The 19,952-nt window shown below is 35.3% G+C and carries 13 protein-coding genes; 10 read left to right on the forward strand and 3 right to left on the reverse strand.

The genetic code is table 11. The features are described 5' to 3' along the window. The first annotated feature begins 96 nt into the window (after nt 1–96). From csaB to MHH59_RS04515, 3 genes are all read left to right on the forward strand, one after another. Nucleotides 97–1,197, forward strand: coding sequence for a polysaccharide pyruvyl transferase CsaB (gene csaB, locus MHH59_RS04505; protein WP_215564010.1), 1,101 nt, complete (start codon nt 97–99; stop codon nt 1,195–1,197). A gap of 726 nt (nt 1,198–1,923) precedes the next feature. Beyond that, a complete protein-coding gene (locus MHH59_RS04510; protein ID WP_340850872.1) occupies nt 1,924–4,371 on the forward strand; it encodes an S-layer homology domain-containing protein in 2,448 nt (815 codons plus the stop codon). Nucleotides 4,372–5,081: 710 nt separating this feature from the next. Continuing rightward, nucleotides 5,082–7,706: an S-layer homology domain-containing protein gene (locus MHH59_RS04515; RefSeq protein ID WP_050000867.1), complete on the forward strand. Its 2,625-nt coding sequence runs from the start codon at nt 5,082–5,084 to the stop codon at nt 7,704–7,706. Nucleotides 7,707–7,810: 104 nt separating this feature from the next. Here MHH59_RS04515 and patB1 read toward each other — a convergent pair whose 3' ends face one another. Together patB1 and MHH59_RS04525 are read right to left on the reverse strand one after the other, a co-directional pair. Further along, nucleotides 7,811–9,001 (reverse strand): secondary cell wall polysaccharide O-acetyltransferase PatB1, encoded by a 1,191-nt coding sequence (gene patB1 / locus MHH59_RS04520; protein WP_002125551.1) that lies wholly within the window; start codon nt 8,999–9,001, stop codon nt 7,811–7,813. Nucleotides 9,002–9,180: 179 nt separating this feature from the next. After that, nucleotides 9,181–10,596, reverse strand: coding sequence for an MBOAT family O-acyltransferase (locus MHH59_RS04525; protein WP_050000868.1), 1,416 nt, complete (start codon nt 10,594–10,596; stop codon nt 9,181–9,183). A gap of 227 nt (nt 10,597–10,823) precedes the next feature. Between MHH59_RS04525 and MHH59_RS04530 the strand changes: the two genes are divergently transcribed. After that, complete coding sequence (locus MHH59_RS04530; RefSeq protein WP_050000869.1) at nt 10,824–12,281, forward strand: MBOAT family O-acyltransferase; 1,458 nt, start codon at nt 10,824–10,826, stop codon at nt 12,279–12,281. 9 nt (nt 12,282–12,290) lie between these two features. Continuing rightward, nucleotides 12,291–13,322, forward strand: coding sequence for a hypothetical protein (locus MHH59_RS04535; RefSeq protein WP_002125557.1), 1,032 nt, complete (start codon nt 12,291–12,293; stop codon nt 13,320–13,322). 163 nt (nt 13,323–13,485) lie between these two features. Here MHH59_RS04535 and MHH59_RS04540 read toward each other — a convergent pair whose 3' ends face one another. Further along, entirely contained in the window at nt 13,486–14,880 is a 1,395-nt protein-coding gene (locus MHH59_RS04540) for an O-antigen ligase family protein (protein WP_340850873.1), read from the reverse strand. 329 nt (nt 14,881–15,209) lie between these two features. On the opposite strand from MHH59_RS04540, the gene MHH59_RS04545 reads away from it, so the two are divergent. The 5 genes from MHH59_RS04545 to MHH59_RS04565 all read left to right on the forward strand — a co-directional run bounded on the left by MHH59_RS04545 (nt 15,210) and on the right by MHH59_RS04565 (nt 19,936). Further along, nucleotides 15,210–15,998, forward strand: a complete 789-nt coding sequence (locus MHH59_RS04545; protein ID WP_002010905.1) for an enoyl-CoA hydratase — start codon at nt 15,210–15,212, stop codon at nt 15,996–15,998. Between the two features lie 137 nt (nt 15,999–16,135). Next, the gene (locus MHH59_RS04550; RefSeq protein WP_002010902.1) at nt 16,136–16,456 is read left to right on the forward strand and encodes a hypothetical protein; all 321 of its coding nucleotides are present in this window, start codon (nt 16,136–16,138) and stop codon (nt 16,454–16,456) included. Between the two features lie 17 nt (nt 16,457–16,473). Next, the gene (locus MHH59_RS04555) at nt 16,474–16,800 is read left to right on the forward strand and encodes a nucleoside triphosphate pyrophosphohydrolase (RefSeq protein WP_002125566.1); all 327 of its coding nucleotides are present in this window, start codon (nt 16,474–16,476) and stop codon (nt 16,798–16,800) included. 277 nt (nt 16,801–17,077) lie between these two features. Further along, a complete protein-coding gene (locus tag MHH59_RS04560) occupies nt 17,078–18,127 on the forward strand; it encodes a M42 family metallopeptidase (protein ID WP_340850875.1) in 1,050 nt (349 codons plus the stop codon). Nucleotides 18,128–18,346: 219 nt separating this feature from the next. Then, nucleotides 18,347–19,936 (forward strand): N-acetylmuramoyl-L-alanine amidase, encoded by a 1,590-nt coding sequence (locus MHH59_RS04565; RefSeq protein ID WP_340850876.1) that lies wholly within the window; start codon nt 18,347–18,349, stop codon nt 19,934–19,936. Nucleotides 19,937–19,952: the final 16 nt, after the last annotated feature.

Raw genomic sequence — 19,952 nt, forward strand, 5'->3', positions numbered from 1 at the left:
CAATTTGAAGTTATCAAACCTTTCTCGGCAAGGAATGGATAACAATTTGTTTAATTACAAAAAGAGTTGATTGCGAAATGTTGGAGGAGATTAAGAGTGCGGTTAGTTTTATCAGGATATTATGGTTTTTATAATGTTGGGGACGAAGCAATTTTGCAATCAATTATTAAAGCGCTACATGAAGAGGATCCTACTCTTGAGCTTGTTGTACTTTCAAATGACCCCGACTATACAAGAAAAATGTACGGTGTAGAAGCAGTAAACCGATGGGATATAAGAGCGATTTACCGAGAAATAAAGAGAAGTAATGGTTTAATTAGCGGAGGCGGAAGTCTCTTACAAGATAAGACGAGTATTAAGAGTATTTTATACTATACGGGTATTATGCGGCTTGCCCGTTTTTTGAAAAAGCCGTATTATATTTACGCCCAAGGAATCGGGCCTATCACGAAGAAGCAAAATCGTTTATTAGTGAAATGGCATGTATCAAAGGCTGAATATATATCAGTACGTGATGAAGACTCTTTTTTGTACTTAAAAGAAATTGGTATTAAGAAAGACATCGAACTTGTTCCAGATCCAGTATTAGCTTGTCAGCCAGAAGAAAAGAAATCCAATTGGCTTCAAAAACATGCGCTGCAAGGAAAGGTCGTTGCGGTTAGTGTAAGGTACTGGGATGCAAAAGAAGATTATATGAAGAAGTTAGCAGATACGCTGAAAAAGCTTAAGCAAGAGGGATACCATATTTTATTTGTACCGATGCATGGACCATTTGATCAAAATGCATCAAGGGATATCATTAATTTGATGGGAGAAGAAGCACACATGCTCCCTTATAAAATGGATATTCATGAGAAAATCTCTATTTTATCAGAATGCTCTCTTTTAATAGGAATGAGACTGCATGCTCTTATATTATCGGCAGTTGCAAACACGCCTATGATTGGAATTTCATATGATCCAAAGATCGATTCGTTTTTACAACAAGTAAATCAGCCGATTATTGGGAATGTGGATGGAGACTGGACGACAGAAACATTACATAGTATGGCGATTAAGCAATTAGAGCAGACAGAATATGTACAGGAAACGTTAGGACAAAGGGTAGAGGAATTGCGAGAGCAAATTTCCATAGCGTCCAAATATATTATTAATGACTTACATGCAAAAGAGTCTATAAAAAGAGGAATGGAATAGAGGCCATTCCTCTTTTTATTCAATAATTGAGTAGAAAAAAGAACAGGGATCACCTGTTCTTTTTTGCTATGTAAGTAAAAGTTTGAAAGAGAAGCGTATTGAAGAAAAAATAAAATGTCGACAAAAAACATAAAAATGTAGAATGATGTCGAAAAAAATAACAGATTAAAGGTTTGGTTGTTCCGGAGTAGGTATGTTTTTATCTTAAAATCTTAACATTAGCATATAAAGAATATTGATATAATACGTTTTACATGAAAATAATTGGATAATGATGTCGGTTTTGTTCAAAAAATGAATTTAAGAATAATGTCGAAAGTTATAAAAACGTCTTGTCGATTAATGTCGTAATATCTTTATAGTTAGATATTGAAATTGCAAGCGTTTTTCTGCTATAGTTGTAAATGGTTATATAAATATTGTACAAACGTAGTTCTGACACAATGTTTCGTCTATTTTAAATATTCTGATTTTGTAATCTGATTATTTAAAATAAAAGTCGAAAAAAATGAACATTAGAATTACGAAAATTCACTTTTTTGTCGAATTTAAGGATTTAAATTCAGATAAATATGGTGTAATATGTTTATTATTCTGTATTATGGAATCATTTCTATATATAGGATCTTAACTACATTTATATTTACTAGTTTCAACATTAAATAGAATATCTATTTAAAACATTATGGAACTAGTATTACATTCCTGAAGGAGGAAATATATAAAATGGCAAAGACTAACTCTTACAAAAAATTAATCGCTGGTACAATGACAGCAGCAATGGTAGCAGGTGTTGTTTCTCCAGTAGCAGCAGCAGGTAAATCATTCCCAGACGTTCCAGCTGATCACTGGGGAATTGATTCTATTAACTACTTAACAGAAAAAGGCGCAATTGCAGGTAATGGCACAGGAATGTTCGAGCCTGAAAAAGAAATCACTCGTGCAGAAGCAGCTACAATGATGGCTAAAATCTTAAACTTACCAATCGAGAAAGATGCTAAACCATCTTACACTGATTCTCAAGACCACTGGGCTACTTCAATCATCGCAGCAGTTGAAAAAGCTGGCGTAGTTAAAGGTAAAGGTGAAGGTAAATTCGATCCAGACGGAAAAATCGACCGCGTTTCTATGGCAGCAATGCTTGTACCAGCTTTCAAATTAGACACTAAAGTAACTGGTACTCCAGAAACTAAATTCGACGACTTACAAGATAGCTGGGGTAAAGACAAAGCTAACATCCTAGTTGAATTAGGAATCTCTGTAGGTACTGGCGGCAAATGGGAGCCAAATAAATCTGTAACTAAAGCAGAAGCAGCTCAATTTATTGCTAAGACTGACAAGCAGTTCGGACAAAAAGAAGAAGCTAAAGTTGAGTCTATTAAAGCAATCAATGCTAAAGAGATCGAAGTTAAACTTGGCGCTACAGTGAAAGAAGAAGATGTGAAGAACGCGAAATTCACTCTTTCTCAAGGAACTAACGCAACAGCAGTTACTACAAAAATCGGTGAAGATAAAAAATCTGTAATCGTAACTTTAGATGGAGATGCAAAACTTAAAAATAAAGAAGCTTACGTTCTAACTGTTGAAGGCTTAAAAGCTGCTGATGGTAAAGAAATTCCAAAAGCATTAGAAGTTATCTTCTTTAATGACGAAGTAGCTCCAACTGTATCTACAGTATCTACTCCAGACGGAAAAGTTAAAGTAGTATTTAGTGAAAAATTAGATACAGCAAAAGCTGTAACTGTAATCGTTAATGGTCAAAAAGTAGACGGAAAAGTTGAAAATAATACTTTCACTTCTACTAACACTTTAAACCTTGAGAACGGTAAAGAATTCTCAGTTATCGTAACGGGTGCTCAAGATTTATCAGGTAACGCAATGGAAATGTACGAAGGAAAAGCTACTTACAAAGTAGAAAAAGACGTTACAGCTCCAGAAGTAAAAGAAATTAAAGTAAAAGACCTTGCTAATGGTACAGCTACATTAGAAGCTACATTTACAGAAGAACTTTCTGCACAAGGTACAGTAGTTGTGAAAAAAGGTAATACAGTAGTAAAAGAGGCTACAATTGCTCTTGATCAAGATAAAACAAAAGCGCTTGTTACAGTACCGGGTGCTCTTACAGATAAAGAAACAGCTGCAGATCTTACAGTTGAATTTGTTGGCTACAAAGATTTAGCAAACAATGTAGGTACTAAAGTATCTAAAGCAGTAAAAGTTACAAAAGATGTTGTAGCTCCTAACTTAGTTAAAGTTGTGGCAGATCAAAATAAAGAAGCTACATTTACTTTTGATAAAGATGTAACTAAACAAGACGGAAAAATTCGTGTAATCAATTTAGATACAAGCAGAGATGTAACTGGTGAAGTGACAATCGAAGCAGCAAAAGACAACAGCAAAGGTATTACATTAACATTCCCAGCAAAAGGTAACTACAAAGTAGCTGCTACAAAAGGTCTTGTAAAAGATGCAGCTGGTAATGAGTCTGCAGCATTTACTAAAGAAGTGAAAGTTGTAGAAAAAGAATCTGAAAAAGAAACAGATAAAGTAGCTCCAGCAGTAACAGGCGTGGCTTTTGATAAAGCTACAAATAAAATTACAGTAAACTTTGATAAAGAAGTAAAAGGTGGCCAAGTAGCTGAATCAGCTTCTAATGTAAACAATTACACATTAGCTGGTGCTAAATTACCAGAAGGTGCTCTAATCGTATTAGACGGTACAAATGCAGTTATTGAGTTACCATCTACATTTACTTTCGAAAAATCAGAAACAGTTAAATTTACAGTAGCTAATGTTGCAAACAAAGACGGAGTGAAAATGGGTACGAAAAACCTATTATTAAACGTTGTAGATACAAAAGCTCCTGAATTCCAGTCAGCTAAAATTACAAAAGTTGACGCTAAAGAAATTACTTTAACATTCTCTGAAGCTGTGAACGTTGATGCAACTGACTTTGTTATTGACCTAAATGGTGTAGCGTTAACAGTAGCAAAAGCTGATGACAAAGCAGCTAAAGAAGTAGTACTTAAAGTAACAGCTCCAACAGATGTTAACTTAGCAACTGGTACATTAACACTTAAAACTAAAGAATTTAAAGATAATGCAACTTTAAATACAGTTGATACAGCAGCTAACAAACTTGTTGCTTTCAAACCAGTAACAGTAGCTCGCTAATTGAAATTTATTTCAATGGAAAGAGTCCACATTATGTGGGCTCTTTTTTTATGGTCTAATTTTCATATAAAACAATCTGTGGAAAAGTGATCATATTTTGAAGATTGATAGTTAGTTTATTGAGAAATAAAATGACAGCGTTTTCAAAAAAAGAAAAATACCCCATTAATATGTAAATTTTTTGTAAATTAACACCTTTTTTCGTTAAAAAAACATTCGAAAAGAAGTGGAAAATGTCGAATTACGATAATTTAAGTCGAATGTAGTCTGAAAATTGTATTTATTGTAAAAAACATTTAGGTGATGAAGTGGAAATATGTGCTATAATTCCAATTGTGTATTTGATATGAAAAATATACGAAGCGCGGTGATAGTAGTTTTTAGGAAAAAAGTTTGTTCATTTCTATATTTTAGTATTATTAATATCTTAATAATACAATAAAAAGACTGAATTATCAGAATGTGTCGAATATTCTTTTGAGAAAGTTCTTGATAACGAATAGTTTTGTATAGTATGATGAACTTGTTTCAAAAAATGGTATTTAAACCTTATATTTACATTTAACGGTTTGTATCATTTTATTATGTGAACTACTTTTCGCATGATATTTTGTATTTTTATTGTTTTATGGCTTTTTAAGTAACTAGTTTTCAAATTACATATGATATGAAACTAGTAGCACATAGTCCTAAAGGAGGAAAATAATAAAATGGCAAAGACTAACTCTTACAAAAAAGTAATCGCAGGTACAATGACAGCAGCAATGGTAGCAGGAGTTGTATCTCCAGTAGCAGCAGCAGGTAAATCATTCCCGGATGTTCCAGCTGATCATTGGGCATTAGATTCTATCAACTACTTAGTAGATAAAGGTGCAATCAAAGGTAAGCCAGACGGTACATATGGCCCAGCTGAAGCAATTGATCGCGCTTCTGCAGCTGTAATTTTCACTCAAATTTTAGGATTACCAGTTGATGAAAATGCTCAGCCATCTTTCAAAGATGCTAAAAATACATGGGCTGCTAAATATATCGCAGCAGTTGAAAAAGCAGGTATCGTTAAAGGTGACGGTAAAGATAACTTCTATCCAGAAGGAAAAATCGACCGTGCTTCTTTCGCATCTATGCTAGTAGGTGCTTATAACTTAAAAGAAAAAGTAGATGGCACATTAGTTACAACATTTGATGATTTAAGAGGACATTGGGGTGAAGAAAAAGCAAACATCCTAATTAATCTTGGAATCTCTGTAGGTACTGGTGGCAAATGGGAGCCAAATAAAACTGTATCTCGTGCAGAAGCAGCTCAATTTATCGCAGTAACAGATAAAAAATATGCAAAATCAGATAACAGTGTTGCGAAAGTAACAAACGTTACTGCTACTGAGCCAACACAATTAACGTTAACTGGTACAGGGTTAAACAATCTTACTGCTGAAGATGTTACGCTTGAAGGAAATAAAGCGATCGCACTTGAAGCGAGTAAAGATGGAAAATCTGCAGTTGTAACGTTAAGCGGAAAAATCGCTCCAAATAAAGAGCTTCCTGTTAAAGTAAAAGGCGATTCATTTAATGTGAAGTATGTATACGAAGTGAAAAAATTACGCGTAGAACAACTTACATTCGATGACGATCGTGCAGACCAAGCAGTTGTTTTCAAATTAAATGAAGAAAAAGGCAATGCTGATATCGAGTATTTAGATATCGCTGGTCATGATGTGAAATTTGTTGCGAATAAATTAGATGGTACTCCAGCAAATATCTTTGAAGGTGGTACTGCAGAGTCAACAACTGGTAAATTAGCAGTTGGTATCGACGAAGGTAAATACAAAGTTGAAGTACAAGTGACAAAACGTGGCGGCATCACAGTTTCTAACACTGGTATCATCGAAGTGAAAAATCTTGATGCAGAAGCAACAGCAATTAAAGATGTTGTGTTTGCGGTAGATACAGATAAAGCTGGTGTAAATTATGCTAAAGCTTTAAGTGGAACAGACTTCACATTAAACAGCAAAACATTAGTTGCTGGTGAAAAAGCAGGTATCCATAAAGTTGTTGCTCAAATTAACAAAGAGAACAAAGTTGTTGATCCTAGCGCGATTATCTTAAAATCATCTAACCCAGGTGTTATCTCTGTTAAAAACGGTGAAATTAAAGCAGAAGCAGCTGGTTCTGCAACAATTACTGTTAAAGTGGGCGATGTAACAAAATCATTTGATTTCGTTGTAAAAACGGATACTCGTAAACTTACAACTGTAAAAGCTAACCCAGATCAATTAAAAGTTGTAGATGGTAAAGAATTACCAGTTACATTCGTAACAACTGACCAATACGGCGATCCATTTGGTGCGAATGAAGGTGCTATTAAAGAAGTATTCCCACAAACAGGCGCTGTAACTGCATTAGAGGTTATTACGACAAATGAAGGTTCTATCGGTACATCTTCTATTAAAGTTAAAGGTGCGAAAGTTGGAGCTGGTACAATCCACTTCCAAAATCCAAATGCAAGTGGTGAAGGTTACGGATCACTTCATGTTGAAGTTACGAAGAGCAACATCGGTCATGAAGCTCCACGCTTAGAGCTTGTTTCTAAAGCTGGTCAAAAAGGTGAAGCTGCTGACACTACACTTGGTGCTGGAAATACAGTAAACTATCAATTATCTAATTACACTACAGAAGGCGTATATGCTGATGCAGCTGATTTAGCAGGATATGAATTAAGAGTAGGTAATGAAGGTATCGCTTCAGCGAAAATCGAAGGAAAAACATTAAAAGTAACAGGTAAAAAAGCAGGTGTTACAGATGTTATCTTAACTAAAGATGGCGCTACAGCTGGACACGCAACAATTACTGTTACACAAGAAAACATCCAAATTACATCTGTTAAATTTAAAGATGTAGAAGTTGAGCAATTCGAAAACCGCAAAGTTAATATCGACAGAGTACTAGACGTTGTGAAGAGTGATAAAGATGATGTTCTAAATGGCATCAAATTAAACATCTCAACAGAACATAAAGTACGTATCGTTGATGAAGGTACAGAGCAAGGTAAAGTTTACCTAGATCGTAACGACAATGCTACATTTGACGGTAACGATGTTGCGCTTGGTTATGTAACAGCTGTTAAATCAAATGATACAGTATCTAAAGAAGGAAACGAACTATTTAGCTTCTTAACTGACGAAACTGTTACTGAGAAAAATGATGTCTTCAAAGGTGTAACAACTGCGTTTGGAGATAAAGGTACAGTAATCTTTAAAGTTGTGAAAGACAGACTTGCACCAACTACTGAGTATGGTACAAAAGCTGTAACAATCAACGTTATTAAAGAAAAAATCTAATAATTAGATTTACAATCCCCATGTCATTATGACATGGGGATTGTTTTTGGTTTCGAAAAAAATAGGTCTCTTTAGAGGATTCTAAAGAGACCTATTTTTAATAATTATTTCTTAAACTTAAACATCTCACCGCTCAAATTCGAATCACTATACACGAACAATACCATGTTAATGTTGTTGTCTTTAATGTATTGATATACATCCTTTTCGTGATAGTGACGAAGGTCGAGGATGGATGTGTGTTTGAAGCTTTGTGCTAAGTGAGGCACGATTGCGTTTGCGAATGAGTCTTTTAGGACTAAAGCTCGTACATCATTTGGTGCATTGTTATTTTCGATGACGATTTCTGGATAGTCATTTGCATAATAGCCTGCGTACGATGTTGTATCATTTTGTTTTTCTACGCCGTATAGTTCATCTAATGTGCGATATACTGTGCCATTTACATCTTTTGCGGCTACGCTCGTAAAGTTGAAACCGTCTTTCGGTGTGTAGTAGCATAGTTTTTCTCCAGTCGCATCGATCAGTTGGTAAAGCTGGTTGTTAAAGCTTCCGACTAGATGTGTATTTGGAGCACACGTACGAGTGTAATCTTCTGTTTTTATTTCTTTTCCTTTATATATAGAAGATTGTTGCGCGATTGTGTTCATTATATATTGATAGCCTAAGAAGGCACCATCCATATTCCAGTGATGGTCTGTTTTAAAGTACATACTTTGTATTTCTTCATTTGTATAGTTTTTCTTAAAATGTTCCATGAGTTTAATTGGCTTTACGTCCGCTGGAAGTTTATTTAGAAAATAATTTAAATTTTCCTGCGCATATGTGTGAATATGAGAAGGTAATTTAAATGATAATGCATTCGTTTTGGACGGTGGTAAGGCAAAGTAAAACTCAATGTTTTGTTCTTTTAAAAACTGAGATAAGTCGTTTACAGCTGGCATAGCTTGGTCAATCTCATTATATTTTGTAGTCCAAGCAGGGTTTTTCAGAAGCCATTTATCATCAGTTAGAATAATATCGTTAATGAGAGACTTGCCCATTTTAATTTGGGTAAGTGTATAGTTTTTTATGAGATCATCTCTTCCGATTAATTGATCGTTTGTATATGTCTCAAAGTCTTTAAAGAAACTACCATTTAAGGCAACTTCTTTTGTAAGAGCTGGTTTTTGAGCGAGCGGACGATTTTCAACGGGCGAAACTGCTCGATCAGTTTTGAGAAGCGATAATATGCCAAATGAAAAGATAATGGTGAGAAAACCGATAAATAGGACGATGTTCCCCAATTTTTTCATAATAACTTTTCCTTCCTACATAAAGTGAAACTTTAATCAGTGGGGGTTTTGTTCATCCCCCACCGATTATCAGCCTTAACCAATCGGGCTTTTCCGGGCAGCCCGATCCCACCCTAACTTCTTTGCTTTCGCTGAATTTTGAGGTGGGGGTCTTACTGCCCGGAAAATAGCGGGATAAGTTAAAACCTGAAGTAAATAAATGGATTATACGTCGAATTAATTAAATACATAATCGAAATCATAAATAATGTTAGTAATAATATAGGACGTACAATTTGCATCGTGAATGTATACGTTTTTGGTGCAAGTTCTAATATGTTTTTAACACGTTTCAAAATTGGTGTCGCTGCGATAAAGGCGATGATAAATATGACAATGTATTCATGTATATATAGCATTGTGTTGTCATCGATGAAAGATTGCCTCCCTATGCCAAACATCGCTTTTAAATATTGGAACGAGTATGCGAAGTTATCAGCTCGGAAGAAGACCCAACCAATCATAACGATGATTAGTACATATGCATGTTGCAGCGGCTTCCATAGCTTATTTAATATTTTCTCGAATCCAGCTTTTTCAATCGAGATAATAAAGCCGTAATATAATCCCCAGGCGATAAAGGTCCAGCTTGCCCCGTGCCATAAACCGGTTAATCCCCATACGATGAAGAGGTTACGGTAATTTGCTAGTTTGGATACACGGTTTCCGCCGAGCGGAATGTATATATAGTCGCGGAACCAAGAGCCTAGTGTAATATGCCATCTTCTCCAAAATTCTGAAATGGATTTCGAGATGTACGGATAATTGAAGTTTTTCGGGAAATCAAATCCGAACATTTTTCCAAGTCCAATTGCCATATCAGAGTATCCTGAGAAATCGAAATAGATTTGAAGTGTATAGGCGATAATACCAATCCAAGCCGTTCCAGCGCTCATTTCAGATGGTGGTAAGGCAAAGATTTTATCTGCGACAAATCCAACTTGATTGGCGATTAACATTTTTTTCGCTAATCCTAAAACGAAAATTTGGATACCTTCTGTAAATCGTTCAAAAGAATGGATGCGCGTTTTAATTTGATCAGCAACGATATTGTAACGAACGATTGGTCCGGCAATAAGCTGCGGGAAAATTGATATATATAGTGCTAAGTTAAGTGGATTCTTTTGAACATCCCCGTCTTTACGATATATGTCGATGACATAGGACATCGCTTGGAATGTATAAAATGAAATCCCAATTGGTAGTGGAATAGGTTCCACCTGGATAGATAAATGTAAAGCGTTGTTTAAAATGTCTGTGAAAAATGAAATATATTTAAAATAAGAAAGTAATAAAATATTTCCGACCACAGCCATAATTAAAAATGTGACTTTCATATTTTTTCGTTTATCATAATGATGCACGAGTAGGCCGAAGCAGTAGTTTAATATAATAGAAAAGAGCATTAAGAGGACGAATCGAGGTTCTCCCCATGCATAGAAAATTAAACTAAATGCAAGTAATACGAAATTACGTAGCTCGGCACGCACTATAAAATAGAAAAATAATACGAGAGGTAAAAAGATAAATAAGAAAACAGAACTACTAAATACCAAAGGACTCTCCTCACTTTTTTCAAAAATACATTTCGTGCAAAAAACCGACATTTCTATTATATATTCTTTTAAATAAAAGTGCCCTTAATATTTTATCATGTTAATAATTCGATTAAAATGATTATTATATATAATAGAAGAAAAGGGGAGCGGAATCCTTTTGACACTCACTATTTGGATAAGATAAGATGAATAAGGTGTGATTTGTTTGGAAGGGAAGAGATGGTGTGTTATTTAACTCATTTGAGTTTATTTTTTTATTTTTACCGATAGCATTTCTTTTATATTTTCTATTAAATAAATTTGGACATGCTACATTAGCGAAGGCTTGGCTTGTTGCGGCCTCTTTATTTTTCTATAGTTATTGGAATGTGAAATATTTACCGCTTATGTTAGTGTCACTCATTGTGAACTACTTTATCGGAATGAGGCTCGTAAAACATAAGAGTAAACTTCTTTTAACGGTAGGGTTAATATTTAATATAGGAATGCTTAGTTATTTCAAGTATTATGATTTCTTCTTACAAAATGTGAATTCATTATTTGGAACTCAGTTTACATTATTATCTTTAACGTTACCACTTGCGATTAGTTTCTATACGTTTCAAAAGATTGCATTTTTAGTAGATACGTATCGTGGTGAAACGAAAGCATGTCATTTTCTTGATTACGCATTGTTTGTAACGTTTTTTCCGCAGCTTATTGCAGGGCCGATTGTGCATCATGCGCAAATTATGCCGCAGTTTGCTGACGATAGTAAAAAGCACTGGCAATCGAAGTATATCGTTCTTGGTATATTTGTATTTGCAGTTGGTATTTTCAAAAAGGTAGGTATTGCAGATGTATTATCTCCCCTTGTACATGAAGGGTTTGATGTGCAGCAATCATTAACATTTGTCGAAGCATGGCTTTCATCGTTAGCGTTTACGTTCCAATTGTATTTTGATTTTAGTGGATATAGTGATATGGCAATTGGAATCGCTTTAATGTTTAATATTAAATTACCTCAAAACTTTAATTCACCGTATAAAGCAGTGAATATACAAGATTTTTGGCATCGCTGGCATATGACGCTTAGCCAGTTTTTAACGAAGTACGTATACATTTCTCTAGGAGGAAATCGAAAAGGAATTACGCGTACATACGTAAATATTATGATTGTATTTTTAATAAGTGGACTTTGGCACGGAGCTGGTTGGACATTTGTTTTTTGGGGATTCTTGCACGGTTTGGCTTCTGTTATTCATCGCCTATGGAGTAAAGCAGGAGGGCGCATGCCAGCCTTTGCTGGTTGGTTCGTTACGTTTTTCTTCATTAATATAACGTGGGTATTCTTTAGGGCAACATCTATGCATGATGCGGTGAAAGTGTTAAAAGGAATGTTCGGACTAAATGGAATCGAATTAGCAAATAGCGTATTCCCAGCATTTATAATAGAGAAGCTGCAATTTTTAAAAGAGTACGGTGTTTCATTTAGTGAAGGGTACCATGTCTCTTTATTAGATCCAAAAATGGTAGCGTATATTTTCGGAGCGTTATGTATTAGTTTCTTCTTAAAAAATTCAATTCAGTTAAAAGATTCATTCCGTCCGAATGTATGGACTGCTTTATTTACTGCAGTATTGCTCGTATATAGCGTGTTACATTTAACGAGTATTAGTGAGTTTTTATACTTTAATTTCTAGGTGGAGAATATGAAAAACAAACATTGGCTTATTTTCGTTTTTGTATGTGTTTTTGTTCCTCTGGCAGGTGTCGGGATATTTAATAGCTATATAGATTCACTTTGGTTATTCCCGCATAAAAATAAGTGGAATGATGTTCAGTACGGGTTTAACGAGAGACAACAGAAAACAAATTATATAACGTACCGTCCGTTTACATATGATGGAGTTATACTTGGAAGTAGTAGAACGACTTTTATTAACGAGAATGACTTCACCGGGTTAAACGCATTTAATTATGCGGTAAGCAGTACAGATCCGCGTGAGTATGATGCATATATTGAATATGCAAAAGAACAAAAAGGTAGTGGACTCGAGTCTATTGTACTTGGTTTAGATTTCCTTGGAACGAACAAAAATAGGGAAATTGGTTTTGATAAACCAGAAGCGTATATTAATCAGGCGCAAAGTTTATTGTATCCGATTAAATCGTATGTAAGTATGGACGGGATTACTTATTCAAAGAATACAATTGCAAATTCCACCCATCATAGTACGAATCTTGACCGGTACAATCGAGAGAATATAAAATCGATGCGCGATTATACGAAAGAAGAACGTGATGCGCAAATAGCGGCGCAAGTAGATAAGTTTAGTAAAGAGATTTATGGCGGGAATTATGAGTATCAAAATATGAAAGAAATATTAGGAACAGTAAAGGCTCATAATCCGAACACGAAGTTTTATATTTTTACAACGCCTGTTTCAGAGCCTCTGTTCCGTACGATGATTCAATCAGGGCGATGGGAAGATTATAAAAAATGGCTTCATGACGCTGTAGATGTATTTGGAGAAGTGCACCATTTCATGTATCTTAATTCCGTTACAACGAATTTAGATAACTATATGGATGGGCATCATTTCAGACCGGAAGTTGGAAAGTTGATTGCGCATAAAGTTGTAAATGAGGAAGATAGCAACGTCCCGAAAGACTTCGGTATTGTTATTACGAAGGATAATATTGATGAGGTGTTGGAGGAGATTCGGGCGTCTTTTCAATAGGGAAATTTTGAAAAGCTAGATCATAATGTGATCTAGTCTTTTTTTGTAGATTGCTGCTTTATCAAACTTTGTCGGTAAATCGATATCTTCTGTAGAATCATTAATATAATTTCATGTATTACTTTCAAAAGAAGAAGCAGCATCCATTTGGATGCTGCTTTTTTTATTCCGCCTCTAAATCAACAATTAAGTAAGCGAGTATAACAACGAAGAAAATACTAACGGCTGGCGCTGTTAATACGTGCCCGGACATAAAGGCAATTCCAAGTGATAGTACAACGGTGCTAGCTAATAGCATATATTTCACAGTTAATATTTTCTTAAAGTTTGTTATGATGCTGAGTAATAATTTAATACCGAAGTAAAGGAATGGTATGAAGTAAATAAGAGAACCGATGATTCCGAATGCAAAGAATATGTCATGGAAGTCCATTTCGATTAATTTAATTTTAACCGTATAGTTACCAGCATAGCCCATTCCGAATAATTTTTGTGATAGTGGTGCGTCTTTATAGTATTGTTTGTATACTTTTAAAAACTTATCGCGATCACTGTAAATTAAACTTTTGACCTCAGAGTCTGTTAGTTCACCTTTTGCATGTTTTTTCTCTGCGTCAGGATCTTCTTTAATTATTTTTCCTTCTTTTCTATCCTTTTCTTCTTGTACTGATTTTTTGTATTCGTATATTTGCATGTGGATGCCCATATTTTTTGCGATAGGAGTATGCGGTGTAAGGGCAATTAAACCTCCTAGTATAATAGCGGCAACAACTGTATTTACGAGATATGTGAATCCTTTTCCTTCTTTTTTGCGATGAACCATATATTCAATGAATGAGAATAAAAGTGCCACGCCAAGCGTTAGAACAATTGCACCATATCCTACTTTTGTTCCGACCATAATACTTGCATACATCGCAAGTATTGTTGGAATCCAGTAATAGATTTTCGAGAAAGAAGTTGTTTTATGAATCGAATAGAGCACTACGATTGGGAACATAATTGCAAAAATAGAACTTAAATCATTTCCAGCAAAGAACCAACCTCTTGAACCGATCTTTGAGTGAGGGTAGCTTGGGAAATCTGTACCAGTTTGCATTGCAACAATCAGTGTGATGCTTAAAATTAAAGTTGCATATAAGAAATATGTAATGATTTTATGAAATGCATATTCTTTATTTTTTAACTCTTTAAAGACGATAATATATCCAAACAGTAGTACAATTGGATATATGCTCTTTAAAATGAATTTCACTTCTTCGCCAAATGAAACTGGGGATTTAATCATCATATTATTTACAAGACCAATTGCTAGTACGATCCCGAGTAGGCATAAATAGAGAATGTACTTTTTCGCTCCATGTTGATTTCTATGAAGAAGTAGATAACCTAATGCAAGAAGCATAAAGGCGAAACGGACTACGATTCCAACTGTTGCGCTCATGTGTAATACATAGATTGAAAAAGACGTTAATAAATCTAAAATTGGTTGAAACACAATGAATAGCAATAGGAAATGCGGGAAGTAGTTATCCGTTTGTTTCAACTTATTAACCATATATTCCTCCATTTCTTCATTCCTTTAGTTCAATACCCAAGAGATGGGGATAAAAGCCTTATTTACATAATAAGGCGAATGAATTTCAATATTTGTTTTTTTGCATCAAACTTAAGAATACACCATTTCATTGTAATGGTAAATAGATGAAAAGCATTGATAAACCGACTTTAATTTCTATATTTTTTAACGAAATTGTATGTTTTATACGGAGATATATACAAATTATGAGGTTATTAGACAGAAAATTGAGAAAAAAGAAGGATTTTTAACATGCTTTCTATAATTATATAAGTATAATCTTTATGTTGAAAAGAGGGGTATATATAATGGAAGTAACAAGTAAAACAGAATCTGTTGTTGTGAAATATGAAGGGCGCGTAGCGACGGTTATGGTTAATCGTCCAGAGGTTTTAAATGCATTAGATGAACCAACGTTAAAAGAGTTATTACAAAAGTTGAAAGAAGTGGCGGAAAGTTCTGTTCACGTTGTTGTGTTGTGCGGAAGTGGCCGTGGTTTTTCTGCGGGTGGAGATATTAAATCAATGCTTTCAAGTAATGATGAAAGTAAGTTTGAAGGCATCATGAATACAATTTCTGAAATCGTTGTGACGTTATATACGATGCCAAAGCTTGTTATTAGTGCAATTCATGGGCCGACTGCTGGACTTGGATTAAGTATTGCATTAACAGCTGATTATGTCATGGCAGATATATCATCAGTTATTGCGATGAACTTTATTGGAATCGCTTTAATTCCAGATGGTGGCGGCCATTTCTTCCTTCAAAAGCGCGTTGGTGAAAATATGACGAAGAAAATCATTTGGGAAGGGAAGAAATTATCAGCGACAGAAGCGCTAGATATCGGTTTAATTGACGAAGTAATCGGTGAGGATTTCCAAACGGCTGTGAAGCAAAAAATTAATGAATGGTTACAAAAACCAATCAAGGCAATGATTCAAACGAAACAAATTTTATGTGAAGTAAATCGTTCTAATTTAGAACAAACGCTTCAGCTCGAAAAGCGTGGTCAATATGCGATGAGACAAACAGCGGACCATAAAGAAGGTATTGCTGCTTTTCTAGAAAAACGTTTACCAGCATTTAAAGGGGAATAAAGTGAAACTTTAATCCGTGGGGATTTGTTTATCCCCCGCGGATTATTAGTCTTACTGCCCGTTAATTCGAGATAAAGGGAAGAAAGTGCTAACACATTTTAGTATAATTGTGTTAGCACTTTTTTTAGGAGTAATAAATGAAGAAAATTATCGGTGTTATCGTTATTATTTTACTAACATATTATGCTTTGCATAGTACACCATCTCTTGCGGTACGGACTGCATTATTCTTTGAGGGACATCCAACTGTTGCTTTCTCTGGTGAAGTGAAGAAAGAACGGGATGTGAAAAAAGAGGCGATTCCTGATGAGTACCAAACCTTATACGGCGATAAGAAAGAAGAACCAGAGCATTACTTCTTTCCGGTAGTAAAGGCGCACGGATCAGGAATTGATATGTTAAGTGCTTGTGTGAAAAAAGAGTGGTTTTTCTATAAAGCAGAGCTTGGGTGTTATTAAAAGTGGGAGGAAAAGTGATGTCAACTTATAACAGGTTAGTAAGAGATCGTGTCCCGGAGAAAATTTTGATGTCTGGAAAAACATATACAGCACAAAAATTAACAGGGCAAGCTTACATACAAGCGTTAGCGAAAATTGGTACAGAAGAAATTCGTGAATTTGCTTCGATGAAAGAGCGTGAACATGCGCTAGATTCACTTGCAGATGCACTTGAAATTATTATTTCATTAGCGCGTGCAGAAGGTGCAACAATGGAAGATGTAGAGCTTATTCGTAAGCAGAAAGAAGAAGAGCGCGGCGGATTTACAAGAGGGATTTATTTGATGGACGTTTCGGAAGAGTAGTTTTATCCCGCTATTTGCGGGCAGTAAGACCCCAAACTCAAAATTCGGCGAATGCGAGGGAGTCGGGCTGCCCGTAAAAGCCCGATTGATGCGGGCTGATTAAAGTTTCACTTTATAGAAAAAGCACAGTGTTAATGGAGATAATGCGGTGCTTTTTTGTCATTGAGATTAGGATAAAGTGAATTTTATTATAATTTAGAAAATTAAACTATATGAGTAGAGGTTTTATCGTAATTTCGCTATACTAAATAGTAGAGAAAATGAGGAGGAAACGACAATGGCACATCATACGAAAGAAACGATGGAACTTATTAAGGAGCTTGTCTCTATTCCAAGTCCATCTGGAAACACGGCGAAAATTATTAGTTTTATTGAAAATTATGTAAGTGAGTGGAATGTAGAGACGAAGCGTAATAATAAAGGCGCTCTTATTTTAACGGTTAAAGGAAAGAATGATGAGCAGCATCGTTTATTAACTGCACACGTTGATACGTTAGGTGCGATGGTGAAAGAAATTAAGCCTGACGGTCGTCTTCGTCTATCTATGATTGGTGGATTTCGCTGGAACTCTGTAGAAGGAGAATATTGCGAAATTGAAACGTCAAGCGGTAAGAAATATACAGGTACAATTTTAATGCATCAAACTTCTGTCCATGTGTACAAAGATGCAGGGGAAGCGAAGCGCGATGAGAAAAATATTGAAGTGCGTATTGATGAGCGTGTCTTTTCAGCAGATGAAGTACGTGAGTTAGGAATTGAAGTAGGAGACTTCGTTTCATTTGATCCACGCGTTCAAATTACAGAGAGTGGATACATAAAATCACGTCATTTAGACGATAAAGTAAGTGTTGCAATTCTATTAAAATTAATTAAAAGATTGCAAGATGAAAAGGTAACATTGCCATATACAACACATTTCTTAATTTCTAATAATGAAGAAATTGGGTACGGTGGAAACTCAAATATTCCAGAGGAAACGGTAGAATATTTAGCAGTTGATATGGGAGCGTTAGGTGATGGACAAGCATCTGATGAATATACAGTATCCATTTGTGCGAAAGACTCTAGCGGTCCATACCATTACGCTTTACGTAAACATTTAGTTGAACTGGCGAAAGCGAATGCTATTGAATATAAAGTGGATATTTATCCATACTACGGATCAGACGCATCAGCTGCGATTGGCGCTGGATTTGATGTGAAACATGCATTAATTGGAGCTGGTATTGATTCTTCTCACGCATTTGAGCGTACGCATGAAAGCTCGATTGCACATACAGAAGCGCTTGTTTATGCATATGTGTTATCAGAAATGATAGTAGAATAGTGAGAGGGTGGTTGATTCTATGAATCAGCCACTTTTTTGTGTATAAAAACTACTTAAATTGTATTTTATTTTACAATATTAAGAAAGTAGGTTTACTACAGAATTCTAGTATTATAAAATGATAGAGGCGCACTAATTTTTTTTGTTCGGATTTATTATGATTTGCATATTAAGATTACGCGTTATTATAAATGGTTTTTGAGAGGAGTATTATTTTTTATGAAGTATCGTGCAGTCGCGGCTGGTATTTTAGCCGCAAGTTTATTATCATCTCCAGTAAGTAGTTTCGCAGCAGGGAAAAAGTTTTCGGATGTTCCTACATGGGCGCAGGAATCGGTTGACTATTTAGTAGGGAAAAAAGCGCTTGATGGAAAACCAGACGGAACGTTTTCTCCATCGGAAGCAGTAGATAAAGGATCAGCTGCAAAAATATTAGCAGCAGTTCTTGGCTTACCAATTGATCCAAAAGCGAAACCATCTTTTAAAGATTCGCAAGATCATTGGGCAGCACCATATATTGCTGCGGTAGAAAAAGCGGGTGTAATTAATGGAGATGGTACTGGGAAATTCAATCCATCAAGCCAAATTAACCGTGCATCTATGGCATCTATGCTTGTACAAGCATATTCATTAGATAAGAAAATTATTGGAGAACTTCCAACACAGTTTAAAGATTTGGAACCTCATTGGGGTAAGAAACAAGCTAATATTTTAGTAGCTTTAGAGATTTCAATGGGTACAGGAAATGGTTGGAAGCCTGATGGTACTGTAAGTCGTGCTGAAGCAGCTCAGTTCATCGCAATGGCAGATAAAAATAAAACAAATACATCGAAAAGAATGTATATGAATAGAAACTTTATTACATATCATCAAGCATCGTTATCATCTGGTATTACTGACGTTCAACATAAGCCACAAATGATTGAAGTGAAAGAGCAAAGAGCGGATGGTTGGATGAAAGTTGTAACAAGTAAAGGTGAGAAGTGGACGCCATTACAAGAAAAAACAGAGTCTATTAATCAAGAATTCACTACTTATCAAGAAGCTTCACATACGTCTACAGTGGCAGGCACACATAAAGCACAACAAGTAACTGTTATTGAAGAAAAAGATAGCTGGATTCGTATCCGTATGGGGGCTGGTTTCCAATGGGTGGATAAAAATCAATTAAACCCAGTGAAGCAAGGTAACTTCCTAGAAGGTAAAGCGATTATTATTGATCCAGGTCATGGTGGAATTGACTCGGGGAACCCTGGTTATTATGAGAAAGAAAGTAAAACCGTATTAGATGTATCATTACGATTACAGAAAATATTTGAGAAAAAGACACCGTTTACTGTGTTGTTAACTCGTGAGAATGATACACGTCCAGGAAACACTGCAGCTGAGTCTTTACAAAAACGTGTAGAATTTGCTCAGGCAAATAAAGGTGATATTTTTGTAAGTATTCATGGTAATGGTACGGATAGTAAACAAGGACAAGGTACAGAAACATTCTACTATGAATCAGCGACAGCAAGAGGGACAAACCCGAATGTATCAGAAAGTCGTTTATTAGCAGAGAAAATTCAAGAGCGTCTTGTAGATGCACTTGGAACAAAAGATCGCGGTGTGAAGAAAGGCGATTTATATGTAATTAGAGAAAACACGATGCCAGCTGTATTAGCAGAATTAGCATTTGTAGATAATAAAAGCGATGCTGATAAAATTGCTACACCAGAACAGAGACAAAGTGCAGCAGGAGCTATTTATCAAGGGATTTTAGATTACTACGAAGCAATGGGTAACAACGTATCTTCTTTCCGTTAATAAATATAGAGAATGA

This window comes from Bacillus sp. FSL E2-0195 (genome assembly GCF_038003645.1).
Taxonomy (GTDB): domain Bacteria; phylum Bacillota; class Bacilli; order Bacillales; family Bacillaceae_G; genus Bacillus_A; species Bacillus_A mycoides.

Bases quoted from the DNA above. Each gene is read 5' to 3' on its own strand.
- MHH59_RS04535 (WP_002125557.1), top strand. From the start codon at position 12,291: ATGAAAAACAAACATTGGCTTATTTTCGTTTTTGTATGTGTTTTTGTT.
- MHH59_RS04550 (WP_002010902.1), top strand. From the start codon at position 16,136: ATGAAGAAAATTATCGGTGTTATCGTTATTATTTTACTAACATATTAT.
- MHH59_RS04515 (WP_050000867.1), top strand. From the start codon at position 5,082: ATGGCAAAGACTAACTCTTACAAAAAAGTAATCGCAGGTACAATGACA.
- MHH59_RS04545 (WP_002010905.1), top strand. From the start codon at position 15,210: ATGGAAGTAACAAGTAAAACAGAATCTGTTGTTGTGAAATATGAAGGG.
- MHH59_RS04510 (WP_340850872.1), top strand. From the start codon at position 1,924: ATGGCAAAGACTAACTCTTACAAAAAATTAATCGCTGGTACAATGACA.
- MHH59_RS04540 (WP_340850873.1), bottom strand. From the start codon at position 14,880: ATGGTTAATAAGTTGAAACAAACGGATAACTACTTCCCGCATTTCCTA.
- MHH59_RS04560 (WP_340850875.1), top strand. From the start codon at position 17,078: ATGGCACATCATACGAAAGAAACGATGGAACTTATTAAGGAGCTTGTC.
- patB1 (WP_002125551.1), bottom strand. From the start codon at position 9,001: ATGAAAAAATTGGGGAACATCGTCCTATTTATCGGTTTTCTCACCATT.
- MHH59_RS04565 (WP_340850876.1), top strand. From the start codon at position 18,347: ATGAAGTATCGTGCAGTCGCGGCTGGTATTTTAGCCGCAAGTTTATTA.
- MHH59_RS04555 (WP_002125566.1), top strand. From the start codon at position 16,474: ATGTCAACTTATAACAGGTTAGTAAGAGATCGTGTCCCGGAGAAAATT.